Origin of the sequence: Neolewinella antarctica (assembly GCF_011927835.1) — a bacterium.
Lineage (GTDB): Bacteria > Bacteroidota > Bacteroidia > Chitinophagales > Saprospiraceae > Neolewinella > Neolewinella antarctica.
In genome coordinates this window covers 485,507-501,141 of the sequence record NZ_JAATJH010000003.1, presented here as the reverse complement: position 1 = coordinate 501,141, position 15,635 = coordinate 485,507, and the positions used below count along the sequence as shown (strand labels likewise).

Below are 15,635 nucleotides of genomic sequence, written 5' to 3'. Positions count from 1 at the left end.
CTAGCCATTTTACCCAGCACAGCAGCACACCAATGACCATCCGTAACGCCCGTAGCGCCGACTTCAACCACCTCGAAACTTTCGTCTGGCAAGCCATTTTCCCCGCCTTCGACGTAGATGGCTTGGCGGACGAGCAGCGTACCGAAAACGACCAGATGGTGGAAACGGCCCGCACCGAAGTCATCAGTGCTCTCGACCGGGAACAATTCGGAGTGTTCGTGGCCATCGACCCCAAATCACGGAGCCTGGTGGGTTACGTAATTGCGGACGGGCGAGCCCGTTCCTACGCCGAGATCACTACGCTGATCGTTAAGCGGACGTACTGGGGAAAGGGCGTCGCCGGAAAATTAGTCGACGCGGCCCTGGATCATATCGGGCGCCACCGCCCCGTCTCGATCGCGGTGCGTCACTACAACGAGCGGGCGAAAGCTTTTTTTGCCAAGTATGATTTCTTTGACACCGGAGAAATGGCCGGCGAATTTGCCATCCCACGCACGCTAATGTTACGGGAGGCGGAGGACGTCCCGGTGGTGCCCACGAAGGCCGCGGATACCGGAGCGACTTCATCCGCTACCGAGCCACTTTCTTCCGGAGAAGACAACTTCCCCACCGCCGCCGACGAGCCCGTCTACGAAGCACTGCCCAACTACAACCTTGCGGCGGAAGAAACAGCGTTTAGCTCCCTACCCGACTACAACCTCACCACCGACGAAGCCCCGCTCTTTTCGTCCGGCGACAACGCCCTGACCACCGCCGAGCCAGGCACGCCGCTGTTTGAAGAAACCAATCTGGATACCGATACGCTCAACGAGCTAGAAGCTTTCATCGCGCGGGCAAAAGCTCGTAAGGAAGGTAAACCGGTGGGTCCGCCACCGGTGGTGAAACTGAAACCCGCCCGCCCCGTCTCCAGCGTTCCCGTAGCCTCCGCCCGCGCGGCGGTGGATGCGCTGGCGGAGAAAATGGTTACGGAGGGTCAACGGCCAGCTCTTCCGCAAGAGGACAATCCCGCACCCACGGTAGGCGCTGAGGCAGCGCCCGAAAAGCCTGCCGGCGAGCCGAGTTTTGAGTTTGGTTTCGAAGACGTGCGGCGTGAAAATTCCAAGACTGACAAAAAGCAAGGCGGAGACCCCGTAAAGGCGGGTAGTGAAATCGAATTTGAAATAGTCGACACGACGGCGCCGAAAGCGGGAGCACCGAACCCCGCCGCCCAACCGACGCCGGTGACGGAAAAAGTACGAGACACGAAGGAACCCGATGGCGCCAAGGCAATGGATACGAGCCCCTGCCCGAATTGCAATACTTCCCTTCCCCGCTCCGCGCGTTTTTGCTTCAATTGCGGTACCCCGCAGCAAACCGAAGCCGAAACCAACGCCATCATCATTACCCATCCGGACCCTACTGACCTGAATACTGACGACCCGACCCCGTTGCGACTAACCGACCTACCGAAAGCGGACATGTCCGACGGACCAGCCGGTGAACAAGAACCGACGGATAAGAAGACTGAGAAAACACCCCCACCACGGTTCACGACCGCTGGCCTGAAGCAGGACTTTCGCAACCTTTTGACCAGGAAGGTGACTAATTACTTCGGCGTCAAGGCCGTGCCGCGTTACGTCAGCAAGCTCGAAATGGATGCGGAATTTCAGCAGGTTCGCGACAGTAGTCTGGCGAGTCTCAACAAGTGGTTACAAACTAGTCCGGAGACCCCGTTAGTCGCCGACCGCATCACCAACGTACAGGCCGACCTGGTGGAGTTTTTCCTGGTGGAGGCGGCCCGCGATCTGCACCGGGGCGTTTTCCCGCAAAAGCTACTTCGCTACCAGTCCGCCGACTGGGACAAAGTCGACATCTTTCGCATGACGATGGACTACCTTGACTTTGAAAATGAATCCGACCTCGTTTATACGGACTTCGTCACGATGCCCGCCCGGGCGCTGAAGAACGCGACCGAAACCTTCCTCACCGCCGCCAGGGACGAACGCATCCTGTTCATCTGCGACCAGAGCCTGGTCAGCCAGGCCAAGAACGGGTTTTCGATGACCGACTCGGCGATTTACTGGAAGAACATTTTCCAGCCGCCCGGCCAGGTCGTTTACAAGCTCATGAAGGAGCCTTCCGTTGACGGAGGCCACCTCATTCTGGATAAGCAGTATTTCGATGCGGGGGCTACGCTTAATTTGAAGATTGCGCTGTTGCTGGATAAGTTGCGGCGGCGGGGGTAGGTGGCTCGGTTAGCTACGAGACGAGAGTTCGGACCAAAAAATAGAAGGCTGCGCTGTCTATTTTGTTGTTCCGACCTCCTCCATTCATTTAGTTAGCGTGGTGAGGTGGTCGGATCAATAATTAGCTGAGTTCAGCGAAGCAGAAGTCAGCTAATTTTTGGTCCGATTACTCGTAGTGCCCCCCAGTCTCAACTACCTTCTCTACCTTAGCCCCCGCAATGCCCGCCCAACAGATCATCCACAACGCCGCCCGCTTCGCGCTCACCATCGAGCGCTTGTGCCGCCACCTCATCGAAGAGCACGGCGACTTTAGTGATACGTGCATTATTGGTATCCAGACGGGCGGGGTCCAATTGGCGGCACGCATTCGCCAGCGGCTGTTGGAAATGGGCATAAACTCCTTCCCCTACGGCAAACTGGATACCACCTTTTACCGGGATGATTTCCGTACCGCAAAGGGTCCGTTGACGCCCCATCAGACGGAAATCGACTTTTTAGTGGAAGACAAACGGGTCATCCTGGTGGACGACGTGCTCTACAGCGGCCGCACCACCCTGAGCGCACTCACCGCCCTTAACCACTACGGCCGCCCCGCCCAGGTCGAACTTTTGGTGATGGTCGACCGCCGTTTCCGTCGGACGCTACCCATCCGGGCGGATTACCGGGGTATTTCCGTGGATACCCTGCACGACGAATACGTCGACGTCCAGTGGGCCGAGCAGCAGGGCACCGACCAGATTCTCCTCACCAGCTCCGAAACCTAAGCGATGGCCGCCGATCAGCAATTGTCCGTTCAACACGTACTCGGGATCAAGTATCTCCTGGCCAGTGACGTTGAGCTTATTCTCGACACGGCGCTCCAGTTTAAAGAGGTGATCAACCGGCCGATCAAAAAAGTCCCTAGTCTGCGGGACACCACCGTTGCCAATCTATTCTTCGAAAACTCTACCCGGACGCGCATCAGTTTTGAGCTGGCGGAGAAACGGCTGAGCGCGGATACGGTTAATTTCAGCGCCGCCAGTTCTTCCGTCAAGAAGGGAGAAACCTTGCTCGATACCGTAAATAACATTCTGGCGATGAAAGTCGATATGGTCGTCATGCGCCACCCCGCGCCGGGGGCTCATCACTTTTTAGCTTCTAAAATCAACGCTAGCATCATCAATGCCGGTGACGGAACGCACGAACACCCAACGCAGGCATTACTCGATGCTTACTCGATGCGGGATGCACTCGGGGGTGATTTACGGGGTAAAAAAGTCTGTATTTTCGGTGACGTGACGCACTCCCGCGTGGCGCTATCCAACATTTTTTGCTTACAAAAACTTGGTGCGCACGTCCGGGTCTGTGGTCCGCCGACGCTGATCCCCAAACACATTTCCAGCCTGGGCGTAGAAGTCAGCTACGACGTGGACGATAGTCTCGCCTGGTGTGACGTGGCCAACGTGTTGCGCATCCAACTGGAGCGGCAGGACACAAAATTTATCCCTTCCCTGCGCGAGTACAATCGCTATTTCGGCATTACTCGCGAGCGCGTCGATCGACTGGACAAGCCGGTCATCATCATGCACCCGGGGCCGATCAACCGGGGGGTGGAGATCGACACGTCAGTGGCGGATTCGGAGCACAGTATTATTTTGGAGCAGGTGGAAAATGGCGTTGCGGTCCGGATGGCGGTGCTGTATTTACTTGCGGCACGGCGGAAAACGGAGTCCGGCGGGCTCGTCTAACGTTTATGCTTTATTTCATCGTCCGGCCGGTTGTGCGTTACGTCTTCAAGTATTATTTCCGGGATATTCAGCTTTCGGGCCTGGAGAATATTCCTAAGAATGGTGCCGTGATTCTGGCGGCTAATCACCCGACCGGTTTCCTAGAGCCGTGCATCATGGCTTGTTTTCAATCGCGGAATCTGCACTTTTTGGCGCGAGGAGATTTGTACAAAAATGCCCTGGCTACGGCAACCCTCCGGGCGTTGAATATCCTGCCGGTGTACCGGCTCAAGGATGGTGGCTTCGGGAAGTTGCGGAACAACTTCTCTACTTTCGACGATTGCTTTCGGGTGCTTAGCGATCGTAAGGCCGTCATGATCATGGCCGAGGGGTCGTGCATCCACGAGAAGGCACTGCGCCCGCTGGTCAAGGGAACGGCACGGATTGCGTTGGGTGCTTTGGAGGCGGATGCTACTCTGCCGGAGGTGTACGTCTTGCCGGTCGGAGTCAACTTTACGCGGGCGGAACGGGTCCGTTCGGACGTGATGATTCGGTGTGGGGAACCAATTTTAGCTTCTGACTACCTGCGTGGTTACCGGGCCTCCCCCAACGCCGCGCTCAGCGAATTTACCCGGCACCTGCGACAGCGCCTCCAACCCCTAATCGTGCAATTTCCCAGCCGGGGAGTGAGTGCGGCAGGGGAGATTTTGCTGGACGCGCACCGGCCTGCAACACTCGACCGAGAAATCGAGCTTGCGGCGAAGACGGACCAGCACGTGGAAACGGCAGGAAAATTAGCAACATTACTACAGCAAACAGGCGTAGAGATGGGCGCGGTCGCGGGTGCCACGGAAGGGGTAAAGAGCAAAGATATTTTGGCACGACCGATTTGGGAGCTGGCACTTTCGCTAGTTGCCGTACTTATCCAACTACCCATTTTTCCAATTTGGCTACTGGCTCAGTACATCGCCACCGCTAAAGTGAATACGATCGAATTTTATAACCCGGTCCGGTTCACCGTGGTGGCCGTTAGTACGCTCGTGCTTTTCCCAATCGGCCTGTTGGTACTTCCGTGGTTATTTAAGATTTGGATCGTGCTCGCCGTGCTGACGGTGAAGCCAGCTATTCGTCAGTGGGAAAAAATATATGAGTGGCACCAGCAGCGGAAATTCGAGCAGTTGGAGCCGCTGGACAAGTCCCAATTAATTAAGCATTACCAAGCCATCCAGATGAGCTCGGTGGAAGAGTCTCAAGTGCGAACCAGCACCTAGTAAGGCATCACGGTAGTGAAACCGTCGTCAGCGCGTGGCTAGTTTTATCCACTTTGCGCACGCTTTCGATGGATTCGACAATATGCTCACCAATGATCTGCTGTAATCCCTCACCTTTCCCACCACTAGGTCGAGGCCGCTCGGCTAATAGTAATACCAGCGTGCCACCAATGAAAAGCAGGAGCGGCGCAAAGCGGCGTAATTGTCCATAAATACTATTAATGCGGGTCATTTCCAGGGTTTCAGGTACTGGAAAGACGGTCGTTCCAACGGAAACGTTAGGGCGGGTGGACATATATTATTAACTGATATTACGCAGATCATTTCGCCACATAAACACAAAAGCACAAAAATCGGTATACGGCTACGCCGAAGCACCGTTTACTTATTCCTGTGTGTTTTTTGTGTTTTGCTGCGCAGTACTTCGTGCTATGTGGCATAATCCGGTTGTGTAAGATCAATTATCAATCACTTCAAACATCACTCCCGACAATTCGGCCACAGAATTTATCCACCAAACAAAAAAAGCCCGCCCTCCAGAGGAGAGCGGGCTAATTTATTGAGGAATAAAATCCAGGAATCTTCAGGAATTACTTCCCTTCAACTTCCTCGAACTCGACGTCCTGCACGTCTTCGGCACCTTTGGTGTCGTCACCTTCTCCGGCTCCTGCGTCAGCGCCTTCGGGTCCACCGGCACCGTCCTGCTGAGCGGCGTAGATGTCCTGGCTGGCGTCGTTCCAAGCGGCGGTCAGGGCTTCCGTAGCGGAAGTGATCTTGTCCAGATTTTCTGACTTGTGAGCGTCCTTCAGGTCGTTCAGCGTGGTGTCGATCACGGTACGCTTTTCAGCGGGGATCTTCTCACCGAATTCCTTGAGCTGCTTGTCCGTCTGGAAGATCAGCTGGTCGGCACCGTTGATCTTCTCAACGCGGTCTTTTGACTTCGCGTCCTCGTCGGCGTTGGCTTCGGCTTCGGCTTTCATCCGTTGGATGTCCGCGTCGCTCAAACCGGTACCGGCTTCGATCTTAATGGACTGTTCCTTACCGGTGCCCTTATCCTTAGCGGATACTTCGAGCATACCGTCGGCATTCAGGTTGAAGGTTACTTCTACCTGAGGTACACCGCGGGGTGCGGGTGGAATATCGCTGAGGACGAAACGGCCGATGGGGCGGTTATCCTTACTCATCGAACGCTCACCCTGAAGGACGTGGATTTCCACGCTCGGCTGATTGTCCGTTGCGGTCGAGTAGACTTTGGACTTCTTAGAAGGAATGGTCGTGTTGGCGTCGATGATCTTGTCGAACATACCACCCATTACTTCGATACCGAGGCTCAGCGGGGTTACGTCGAGGAGGAGAACATCCTTAACGTCACCGGAAAGTACACCACCCTGGATGGCGGCACCTACGGCTACTACTTCGTCGGGGTTCACACCTTTATTAGGCTTCTTGCCGAAGAACTTCTCGACGGCTTCCTGGATGGCTGGAATCCGGGTAGAACCACCTACGAGAATTACCTCGTCGATCTCTTCTTTGTCCAAACCAGCATCTTTCAGTGCTTCCTGGCAAGGCTTCAGCGTCCGCTGAACGAGTTCGTCAGCTAATTGCTCGAATTTCGCGCGGCTGATCTTTACGACCAGGTGCTTGGGCACGCCGTCGACGGCGGTGATGTAGGGAAGGTTTACTTCCGTTTCGGTGGAAGAACTCAGTTCGATCTTAGCTTTCTCCGCCGCTTCTTTGAGGCGCTGGAGGGCCATGGGGTCTTTCGTGAGGTCGATATTTTCCTGGCTCTTGAATTCTCCGGCGAGGAAGTCGATCAGGACGCGGTCGAAGTCGTCACCACCGAGGTGGGTGTCACCATTGGTGGACTTCACTTCGAAAACACCGTCACCGAGGTCGAGGACGGAAACGTCGAACGTACCACCACCGAGGTCATACACGGCGATCGTCATGTCTTTGCTCCGCTTATCCATACCGTAAGCGAGGGCGGCGGCGGTTGGCTCGTTGATGATCCGGCGAACTTTCAATCCGGCAATCTCACCGGCTTCCTTGGTTGCCTGGCGCTGACTATCGTTGAAGTAAGCGGGAACGGTAATAACCGCTTCAGTCACTTCGCTACCAATGAAATCTTCGGCGGTCTTCTTCATTTTCTGAAGAACCATCGCGCTAATTTCCTGCGGCGTGTAGAGGCGTCCGTCGATATCGACGCGGGCAACGCCGTTGTCGCCCTTGACGACCTTATAGGCTACGCGGCCAACGTCATTCGAGCTTTCGTCGAAGCGCATGCCCATGAATCGCTTGATGGAAGCGACCGTCCGGGTTGGGTTCGTGATGGCCTGGCGCTTGGCGGGTTCGCCGATCTTGCGCTCGCCACCGTCGAGAAAAGCGACGATGGAAGGGGTTGTGTTGCGGCCTTCTTCATTATAGATGACGGTCGGCTCGCTGCCTTCCATTACCGCTACACACGAGTTTGTTGTACCTAAGTCGATACCGATTATCTTGCTCATACTTATATATTTTAGGGTTGATTTTTATGCTTGTCGGTCCCTATTAAGCAAGGGTTGTGCCATGCCGCCGTGAAGAGCGTTGGGTGTCGAAAGGTCAGTAGCCGTCCCCGATTTAACTGGTCGTGTCATTCCCGTACACAAGCGTTTGCCAAAATGACAGATGGGAAACAAAGTGGGTAGGCAACGCGTGATAGAAGCGCGAAGCAACGATTAAGGCATCGGCATTTGTCTACCGTTCGAAATTGTACCTTCGCCCCGCCTAACAAAAAAGAAAGTATCATGTCCAACGCCATATTTAATATCGACATACCGGCCAACGAGCCCGTATTTAACTACGCCCCGGAAAGCGCGGAAACCAAAGAACTCAAGGAAGCGCTGCGTCAGGCCAAGTCAGAAACACGCGAGTTGCCCGCTTTCATTAACGGAAAGCGTATTCTCGAAGGAGAAAAAGTGAGCGTCCACCCGCCGCACGAGCGGTCACACACCCTCGGTCATTTTTACCGGGGCACCACGGAGCACGTCCACCAGGCCATTGAAGCGGCCGCGAACGCCAAGCAAGCCTGGGCGGATACGCCGTGGCACGAGCGGGCCGCCGTTTTCCTGCGCGCCGCCGACTTGCTATCCGGACCGTTCCGCGCGCGGATGAATGCCGCCACGATGCTGGGGCAATCCAAGAACGCTTACCAGGCTGATATCGACGCCGTCGCCGAATTGTGTGACTTCTTCCGTTTCAACGCCTACTTCTACCAGGAGATCATTAAGGATCAGCCCTTACATTCACCGAAGCCGACCTGGAACAAATTGGAGTACCGGCCACTGGAAGGTTTCGTTCTGGCCATTACGCCGTTCAACTTCACCTCCATTGCCGCTAACCTACCGGCAGCACCCGCGCTTTGCGGCAACACCGTCATCTGGAAGCCGGCCGAGACGCAGATTTACTCCGCCGTCGTGATCATGGAGCTGTTCGAAGCCGCCGGTCTGCCACCGGGGGTTATTAACTTGATTTACACGGACGGCCCGGAAGTAGGGAACATCGTGTTCAAGCACCGTGACTTCGCCGGCCTCCACTTTACCGGTTCGACGGGTGTTTTCCAGAATCTCTGGAAAGAGATCGGTAACAACATTACCAGCTACCGCAGCTACCCGCGCATCGTGGGCGAGACGGGCGGTAAAGACTTCATCGTCGCTCACCCTTCTTCGGACGCCGAACAGGTGGCCGTCGCTTGTTTGCGAGGCTCGTTTGAGTTCCAGGGGCAGAAGTGTTCCGCCGCCAGTCGCGCTTATTTGCCGGCTTCCTTATGGCCTTCGATAAAGGAGCGCTTGGTAGCTGACATGGATACCCTCAAGATGGGTACGGTTGAGGAGTTCGGTAATTTTGTCAACGCCGTCATCGACGAGCGGTCTTTCGACAAGATTGCTAAATACATCGATGGAGAGAAGGCTAAGTCTACCAGCGAGATCATCGCTGGTGGTGGCTACGATAAGTCAAAAGGCTTCTTCATCGAGCCGACGGTGATCGTGACAACTGATCCCCACTCCACGACGATGGAGGAGGAAATCTTCGGCCCCGTCCTGACGATCTACGTTTACGAAGACGACCAGTGGGAGGAGACGCTCAAACTCGTCGACACTACTTCACCCTACGCGCTGACCGGTGCCGTTTTCGCGCAGGACCGCCAGGTGATCAACCACGCCACGCGGGCGCTGGAGAACTCGGCCGGCAACTTTTACGTGAACGATAAGCCTACGGGTGCCGTCGTCGGGCAGCAACCCTTCGGTGGGGCGCGGGGCTCGGGCACGAACGACAAGGCTGGTTCGCCCTTGAATCTGCACCGCTGGATTTCCATGCGTTTGATCAAGGAGAACTTTGCCGCGCCGCGGGATTACCGGTACCCATTTTTGGGCGAGTAGTTTTAGCGTCGCTACTGTTGCCATTTGGCGCGGTCGCGGGTGCTGGGTTACGCTGAAATAAGCAAGGTTAGTGGGTCGGTCCGTTTAAATACGGGCTGGCCCACCGTTTTTGGTAGTTTAGGCATCTGTGCGAGAAACCTCAATCACTTGCGCCACTTTACCCTGCTCCTATCACTGGCCTTTCTTTGCACCTGCAACCGTGCCCAACCAACCGATGAAGTCCCCTGGAAGGGAGCTAGTTTCCTGCAACCGGTAACTACTAGTTTGACCGTCGTTAATGCTTCCGCTGATACGCTAGAATTAGACATATCAACCCGCGACGTGCCGGATTTCGTGGAGGGAGATTACCCCGGCAAGTTGCTACCGGGGGATTCAGCGACCGTATCGCTAGACATCTTCGTGGCGGCGGATTGCTTTGTTGGTCTGGGATTCAACCATTCTTTACGGCCACTTCTGCCGGGGCTGGACCGCAAACTCGTTCTCACCGATTCAATGCGCAACGCCGGACCGTGGGAAGCTCACTATACTTATCTCGACGGAAATTTACTGCCGATTCGCCCGGCAGGTCGTCAACCCGAAATGACGGATACTTTAGATCACCTACGCACCGAACTCACTGCCAGGTACGCAGCCTCCTGGTCGCAAACTAAGGCGGATGCTCCCGCAGTCTGGCTCGACAGTTTCGTCCGTCACGAGGTTGACTTGGCGGTACTGTCCGACGTATTTGACAAGAAGGGGTATATGCAGTTTTTCTACGGAGACACCTTGACTATTTCACCGCAGCTACTAAGCCGTGCGGATTTGATACTAAACAACCCAGATTACTACGATAACGTGCTGTACAATCGCTTGATCGGTAGCGTAGCGATGTATACTCACCAGGGGCCCGCCGATGCTTCGTCGTCAGCGGGCGCGCGTAACTACGGAAGGATTTCGGATTACCTAATTACTAAATTTCCACTGCCGCAGCAACGCTCAGAATCCTTGAGTGCCTTTGCTTTCAATCAGCAAGCCGACCAACGCATGTACGAGGGCAAGGATGAAAATCTCGCCCGCATCCGCAAGGAGTTATCACCTGCGTATCTGCGGCGACTCGACGAACAACAAGGCCGACTCATCGCCGCCCGTAGCAACGCGTCTGGAATTAAAATCTTACTCAATTCCGAATTGCTGACTACCACTGGCGACGTGGCGAAACCCAGCGACAAACGGACCAAACCGCTAACTCTCTACAAATTTTGGTTCGAGGGTTGTTACCCTTGTATCGTGCAGCAACCCGCAGAAGCAAAACTACTGGAGCGCTATCCGGAACTTGAACTGGTCTACGTAGCTTTTGAAACCGCCCGGAAAAACTGGCTTCCCTACATAGAGAAGCACCAACCGCCACCCGCCAAGCATTTCTACCTGAGCAAACAACAAAAACCAATCCTGATCGATGCGCTGGGTTCCGTAGGTGCGCCAACCTACGTACTGGTACATGAGGAGGAGGTTGTTTGCCGCCAGTGTCCCAAACCGGATGATCCCTTGCTCGAAAAAATGATTGTCGGTTTGCTCAATTGACCGACGATCATTGTAATGTCGGACCGGTGTGTCACCGAAAGCCCGTAACGTTAGGCGTTATTGACACAAATCACCCTACCCAGCAGCATCAGCCGCCACCTTCCAAATAATCCCCGCATCGTCATCACAAACGAGCAGGTAACCATCCGGATGCAGCGTTATGCCGACGGGCCGGCCGTAGACCTGGCTGCCGTCACCGTCCACAATAAACCCGGTAAGGAAATCTTCGGGTGCCTGTGGTTTCCCCTGCGCGTCGAAGGGTACGAATACTACTTTATACCCACTAAAATTCGACCGGTTCCAGGAGCCGTGCTGACCGATGAAGGCGCCGTTGCGGTAGCGGGCGGGGAATTGGTCGCCGGTGTAGAAAGCTAAACCGAGCGAAGCGGTGTGCGCGCCCAAAGGCACGTCGGGCATGATGGCCTCATCAACCATTTTTTGGTGCGGGTCCTCCGACCAGCGGGGGTCTTTAACCTGTCCGTAGTAGCTGTACGGCCAGCCGTAGAAACCACCTTTTTGTACGCTCGTCAAGTAATCGGGCACCAGTTCGTCGCCCAACTTATCCCGTTCGTTGACGGCCGTCCAGAGTTCACCCGTGACGGGGTTCCAGTCCATCCCGACCGGGTTGCGCAGGCCGGTGGCGTACAACTGTTTACCGGAGCCGTCGGGGTTAATCTCGATGATGGTAGCCCGGTCCTCTTCTACGTCCATCCCATTCTCACCGACGTTACTGCCGGAGCCGACCGAGACGTAGATTTTATCGTCGCCGGCCAGTAGGTTACGCGTCCAGTGATTGTTGTAACCCCGGGGTGGTGTCCGCAGAATGACTTCGCCAGTGCCGGTTAGCTTCTCCTGACCGGTTTGGTACGGGTAGCGCAGCGTTGCGTCCGTATTAGCTACGTAGAAGTAACCGTCCTTGATGAGCATGCCGAAAGGTTGGTTGAGGTTCTCGGCGAATACTTTACGCTGCGTTACGTTTCCCTCCGTGACGCCAAGCAGCGTGATTTGGTTAGCACTGGACTTGGTGTTACTCTCCACTATAAATACGTTCCCATCCGGTCCGACGTACGTAGACCGTGGGTGCTCCAGGTTGTCCGCAAAACGCGTAACGGTGAAACCCTCGGGGGCCTTCGGCGTCGCGCCTTCCGGCCAGTCCACCATTTTGCTGATTTTGACGGCGGACTTGGTGGTGTATGGGCTGGGAAGTTCCAACGGACCGATAGCGGTCTGTACGACGTCGGGGCCCTGCTCGCTCAGAGCCTGTTTGCGCTCGGCGGAAATTTTTGGATTACAAGCACTGAATAGCAGGGCGAGTGGAAGGGTGACATAGACAATAGCTTTCATCCCTGAAAAACACCGCCCGGGGTTTGGAGGTTCGGGGTGCGTAGCGTGCACCTTGCTCACGAAATATACCGAACACCGTAGGAAACCCTCGAGTTAAGAAGACAACGAAACCACGAGCTATGCCCCTCACGCGCGAGCTGACCGTTTCGAACTTTTCAGTGCATCCAGAATGGGTATTTACCCATTCGTAATACAATACATATTATGAGAATTTTTTCTTCCTGCCTCAGTCTCACGCTGCTCTTTATCTTTAGTTCTTGCAGCCCCCGGGTCACTACGTCCCGCCCCACGAGCGCCGACCTGAGTGCCTATCAAACATTCGCTTATTTACCCAACGCCGACGTAGAAACGAAACGGGCGGAAGACGCCGAGCGCGTTGGTGGTTTCGTGGTGGATAAAGTAAATAAAGAAATGGAAATGCAGGGTTATACGCTCGACCGCGACAACCCCGATCTACTCGTGCTGATCAGCCAGCGCAAAGAAACCGAAACCCGTTCCGACGTGGACCGGGTGTACACGCGCAATTACAACGCAGCGGGTACGGTGGGCACCGTTGGAACTTCAGCATACGGTGGTTATTACAACAATTATTCATACAATGGCTATAATAGCTACCGCGACTTTGTGGGCTACGACCGCGACTATTACAACGTGAAGGTGGGCACCGTAGTCGTCAGTCTAATCGACCGCGAAAATGGTAACACCGTATGGCGGGGCATGACCTCCGACCGCGTCTACGACCAGAGCACGGACGATATGCGAGCGATGGTGGACGATATTTTCCAGGCTTATCCGCTGGAGAACAAGTCTCGGTAATCAGTCTTTAAATCATTCTACTCAAGCCGGTACGTCAGCGACGTGCCGGCTTTTTTTTGCGACGGACGTACCCTTTATAGTTTGACAACCCGTAGCGGAAGTTCGCCGGCGTACTACGCGCCCCAAACCCGCCGTACCTTCTGGCCAATGAAAGACGAAGGAAAATACACCACCATCCACTACCAGAATTACCTGGAGATCGATGCGCTACTCTCGTTGCAGAAGAACCGGAGCGCGGCGCTCGGGGAAAATGCCCACGACGAAACGCTGTTCATCATCATGCACCAGGCGTATGAGTTGTGGTTCAAGCAAATACTGACCGAGCTTGCGTCCGTTTGCAAGCTGTTTCGGGAGGAGCGGGTGCACGAGGACAACATGAACACCGTCCTCCTCCGCCTCAAACGGGTGAGCACGATCATTGAACTGATGATCGAGCAGATCAAAGTGATGGAAACCATGACGCCGCTGGATTTTCTGGATTTCCGCGACTACCTCTTCCCGGCTTCCGGTTTCCAGAGCATGCAGTTTAGGATGATTGAAGCCCTGCTCGGCCTCCGGGAAGACGACCGCATGACCTACCACGGCAAGTCTTACAAGATTGCTTTTACCGAACAGCAACAGCAGCAACTGGATGAGATAGAGAAGGGCGGCAGCTTATTCGAGTTGGTGGAGGGTTGGCTGGAACGGACCCCTTTCCTTCAGTTCGAGGGCTTCGACTTCCTTTCCGCTTACCGCGCCGCCGTTGACCGGATGGTAGCCCGCGAGAAGGAAGCGATCAATAAAAGCGATTACCTCACGGACCGCATGAAAACCATGCGCACCAAGATGCTTGGTGACAGCAGCACCTACTTCAAGCACGTCCTTTCCCGGGAGTCACACGACGAGTTAGTGGGCAGCGGCCAGGGTCGCCTGAGTTACGACGCCACGGTTGCCGCCCTCCTCATCAACCTGTACCGCGATAAGCCAATTCTGAACATCCCCTTCAATTTACTGGCGGAACTCACCACCATCGACGCGCTCCTTACCACCTGGCGCTACCGCCACGCGCAGATGGTGATGCGCATGATCGGTAATAAGATCGGGACGGGGGGCTCCAGCGGCCACGAGTACCTTTCGCAAACGGCGGAAAAGCACAAGATTTTTCGGGATCTTCACAACATCAGTTCGCTGCTGATTCCCCGGTCGGAGTTGCCGGAATTACCGGAGGGGGTAGCTCGGAGCCTTGGGTTTTACTACTCTTCCGGGCGGGCATGAGCCCCCAGCGACGTTAGGAACGCAAGCGCATCCACGCCGTCGGCGTAATCACTGAGACCGGGACGCTGTGCTTCACCGAAGGCAAATGTTTTTAATTCCAGCAAACCGGGTTGGGCGACAACTAATTGAATTTCTTCCTCGTGCGTACGGAGTTCACTGGTTAGTGCCTCAATATCTTCGTAATAAGAAAAATGTAGGGTAGCAATCCGGGAGACGATCGCCTTCTCCTCGAATAACATGAGCGGGCCCGTCAGGTGAAAGGATACTTTATTTAAAGTCGTCAGCGCATAGTTGTAATCAAAATTATTCTTCCACTTGACGTGGTTTTGTAATTGTTTCCATTCATGCATGACCTCCAGGAGGGGTTGGAAATCGTAGCCGGCGGGGACGTACAGTTTACTTACGTTGCGGCAGCCGAGGCCGAAGTACTGGAATACATCATTGCATAGGTCACGCATTTGCTCCACGGATTCTTTCCCGGAGAGCACCGCCACGGCGTTGCGGTTTTTGCGGATGATGTGGGGGTATTTACTGAAATACTGTTCGAAGTACCGGGCGGAGTTGTTAGAGCCAGTGGCGATGACGGCGTCAATGTTTTTTAATTGGCCACTCAATTCGAAATAATCCGCGGCGCGGGCGTCGAACTTGGCGAGTAATTTCAATAAATAGGGTAGGACGAATTCATCTTTACTACTCAACTTGATCTGGGCCGTGTGCCCGGCTACGTACACGCAGAGGATATCGTGAAAGCCAACGAGTGGGATATTACCGGCGAGGACGAGCCCGACCGTCAGTTGTTTGTGGGGCGCGGACGCGGTATGCAGGGTTGGGTACTGAGTGAGCCAAGTCGCTAGGTTATCCTTGTCCAAAAACTGGTCGCGGATGGCGTCAATGGAAGCCCGTTGATTCTCCTGAGTGAACCAGCCGTTGTTGAACTCAGTGCGCTTTTGCAGCGCGGTGAGAAATTCATCCTCCGGTCCGGCGAGGTGGTTGGCTAGCTGGTGCAGGGTTTTAAGGCGGTCTTGGAGAGTCATGGGCGCGAAG

12 protein-coding genes are annotated in these 15,635 nt (G+C 55.0%); 8 read left to right on the top strand and 4 right to left on the bottom strand.

Annotated features, from left to right (window positions below):
• The first annotated feature begins 32 nt into the window (after positions 1-32).
• From GGR27_RS11930 to GGR27_RS11915, 4 genes are all read left to right on the top strand, one after another.
• Positions 33-2,225 (top strand): GNAT family N-acetyltransferase, encoded by a 2,193-nt coding sequence (locus tag GGR27_RS11930; protein WP_168037677.1) that lies wholly within the window; start codon positions 33-35, stop codon positions 2,223-2,225.
• A 218-nt stretch (positions 2,226-2,443) separates the two neighbouring features.
• Entirely contained in the window at positions 2,444-2,989 is a 546-nt protein-coding gene (pyrR, locus tag GGR27_RS11925; protein WP_168037676.1) for a bifunctional pyr operon transcriptional regulator/uracil phosphoribosyltransferase PyrR, read from the top strand.
• Positions 2,990-2,992: 3 nt separating this feature from the next.
• Positions 2,993-3,952 carry an aspartate carbamoyltransferase catalytic subunit gene (locus GGR27_RS11920; protein WP_168037675.1) on the top strand — a complete coding sequence of 320 codons (960 nt, stop codon included), beginning with the start codon at positions 2,993-2,995 and terminating at the stop codon, positions 3,950-3,952.
• Positions 3,953-3,957: 5 nt separating this feature from the next.
• Positions 3,958-5,202: a 1-acyl-sn-glycerol-3-phosphate acyltransferase gene (locus GGR27_RS11915; protein WP_168037674.1), complete on the top strand. Its 1,245-nt coding sequence runs from the start codon at positions 3,958-3,960 to the stop codon at positions 5,200-5,202.
• A 7-nt stretch (positions 5,203-5,209) separates the two neighbouring features.
• Here GGR27_RS11915 and GGR27_RS11910 read toward each other — a convergent pair whose 3' ends face one another.
• Together GGR27_RS11910 and dnaK are read right to left on the bottom strand one after the other, a co-directional pair.
• A complete protein-coding gene (locus GGR27_RS11910; RefSeq protein ID WP_168037673.1) occupies positions 5,210-5,497 on the bottom strand; it encodes a hypothetical protein in 288 nt (95 codons plus the stop codon).
• Positions 5,498-5,792: 295 nt separating this feature from the next.
• A complete protein-coding gene (gene dnaK / locus GGR27_RS11905) occupies positions 5,793-7,706 on the bottom strand; it encodes a molecular chaperone DnaK (RefSeq protein WP_168037672.1) in 1,914 nt (637 codons plus the stop codon).
• Between the two features lie 279 nt (positions 7,707-7,985).
• Between dnaK and pruA the strand changes: the two genes are divergently transcribed.
• Together pruA and GGR27_RS11895 are read left to right on the top strand one after the other, a co-directional pair.
• A complete protein-coding gene (pruA, locus tag GGR27_RS11900) occupies positions 7,986-9,617 on the top strand; it encodes an L-glutamate gamma-semialdehyde dehydrogenase (RefSeq protein WP_168037671.1) in 1,632 nt (543 codons plus the stop codon).
• Positions 9,618-9,764: 147 nt separating this feature from the next.
• Positions 9,765-11,177 carry a TlpA family protein disulfide reductase gene (locus GGR27_RS11895; protein WP_168037670.1) on the top strand — a complete coding sequence of 471 codons (1,413 nt, stop codon included), beginning with the start codon at positions 9,765-9,767 and terminating at the stop codon, positions 11,175-11,177.
• Between the two features lie 75 nt (positions 11,178-11,252).
• Here GGR27_RS11895 and GGR27_RS11890 read toward each other — a convergent pair whose 3' ends face one another.
• A complete protein-coding gene (locus tag GGR27_RS11890) occupies positions 11,253-12,521 on the bottom strand; it encodes a PQQ-dependent sugar dehydrogenase (protein WP_168037669.1) in 1,269 nt (422 codons plus the stop codon).
• A 204-nt stretch (positions 12,522-12,725) separates the two neighbouring features.
• Between GGR27_RS11890 and GGR27_RS11885 the strand changes: the two genes are divergently transcribed.
• Together GGR27_RS11885 and GGR27_RS11880 are read left to right on the top strand one after the other, a co-directional pair.
• Complete coding sequence (locus GGR27_RS11885; protein WP_168037668.1) at positions 12,726-13,337, top strand: DUF4136 domain-containing protein; 612 nt, start codon at positions 12,726-12,728, stop codon at positions 13,335-13,337.
• A gap of 147 nt (positions 13,338-13,484) precedes the next feature.
• Complete coding sequence (locus GGR27_RS11880; protein WP_168037667.1) at positions 13,485-14,591, top strand: tryptophan 2,3-dioxygenase family protein; 1,107 nt, start codon at positions 13,485-13,487, stop codon at positions 14,589-14,591.
• Here GGR27_RS11880 and GGR27_RS11875 read toward each other — a convergent pair.
• The gene (locus tag GGR27_RS11875; protein ID WP_168037666.1) at positions 14,570-15,625 is read right to left on the bottom strand and encodes an acyl-CoA reductase; all 1,056 of its coding nucleotides are present in this window, start codon (positions 15,623-15,625) and stop codon (positions 14,570-14,572) included. The two genes, GGR27_RS11880 and GGR27_RS11875, sit on opposite strands and share 22 nt — an antisense overlap.
• Positions 15,626-15,635: the final 10 nt, after the last annotated feature.

Excerpts from the sequence above, each read along its gene's own strand:
- GGR27_RS11930 (WP_168037677.1), top strand. The coding sequence starts at position 33 with ATGACCATCCGTAACGCCCGTAGCGCCGACTTCAACCACCTCGAAACT.
- pyrR (WP_168037676.1), top strand. The coding sequence starts at position 2,444 with ATGCCCGCCCAACAGATCATCCACAACGCCGCCCGCTTCGCGCTCACC.
- GGR27_RS11920 (WP_168037675.1), top strand. The coding sequence starts at position 2,993 with ATGGCCGCCGATCAGCAATTGTCCGTTCAACACGTACTCGGGATCAAG.
- GGR27_RS11915 (WP_168037674.1), top strand. The coding sequence starts at position 3,958 with ATGCTTTATTTCATCGTCCGGCCGGTTGTGCGTTACGTCTTCAAGTAT.
- GGR27_RS11910 (WP_168037673.1), bottom strand. The coding sequence starts at position 5,497 with ATGTCCACCCGCCCTAACGTTTCCGTTGGAACGACCGTCTTTCCAGTA.
- dnaK (WP_168037672.1), bottom strand. The coding sequence starts at position 7,706 with ATGAGCAAGATAATCGGTATCGACTTAGGTACAACAAACTCGTGTGTA.
- pruA (WP_168037671.1), top strand. The coding sequence starts at position 7,986 with ATGTCCAACGCCATATTTAATATCGACATACCGGCCAACGAGCCCGTA.
- GGR27_RS11890 (WP_168037669.1), bottom strand. The coding sequence starts at position 12,521 with ATGAAAGCTATTGTCTATGTCACCCTTCCACTCGCCCTGCTATTCAGT.
- GGR27_RS11885 (WP_168037668.1), top strand. The coding sequence starts at position 12,726 with ATGAGAATTTTTTCTTCCTGCCTCAGTCTCACGCTGCTCTTTATCTTT.
- GGR27_RS11880 (WP_168037667.1), top strand. The coding sequence starts at position 13,485 with ATGAAAGACGAAGGAAAATACACCACCATCCACTACCAGAATTACCTG.
- GGR27_RS11875 (WP_168037666.1), bottom strand. The coding sequence starts at position 15,625 with ATGACTCTCCAAGACCGCCTTAAAACCCTGCACCAGCTAGCCAACCAC.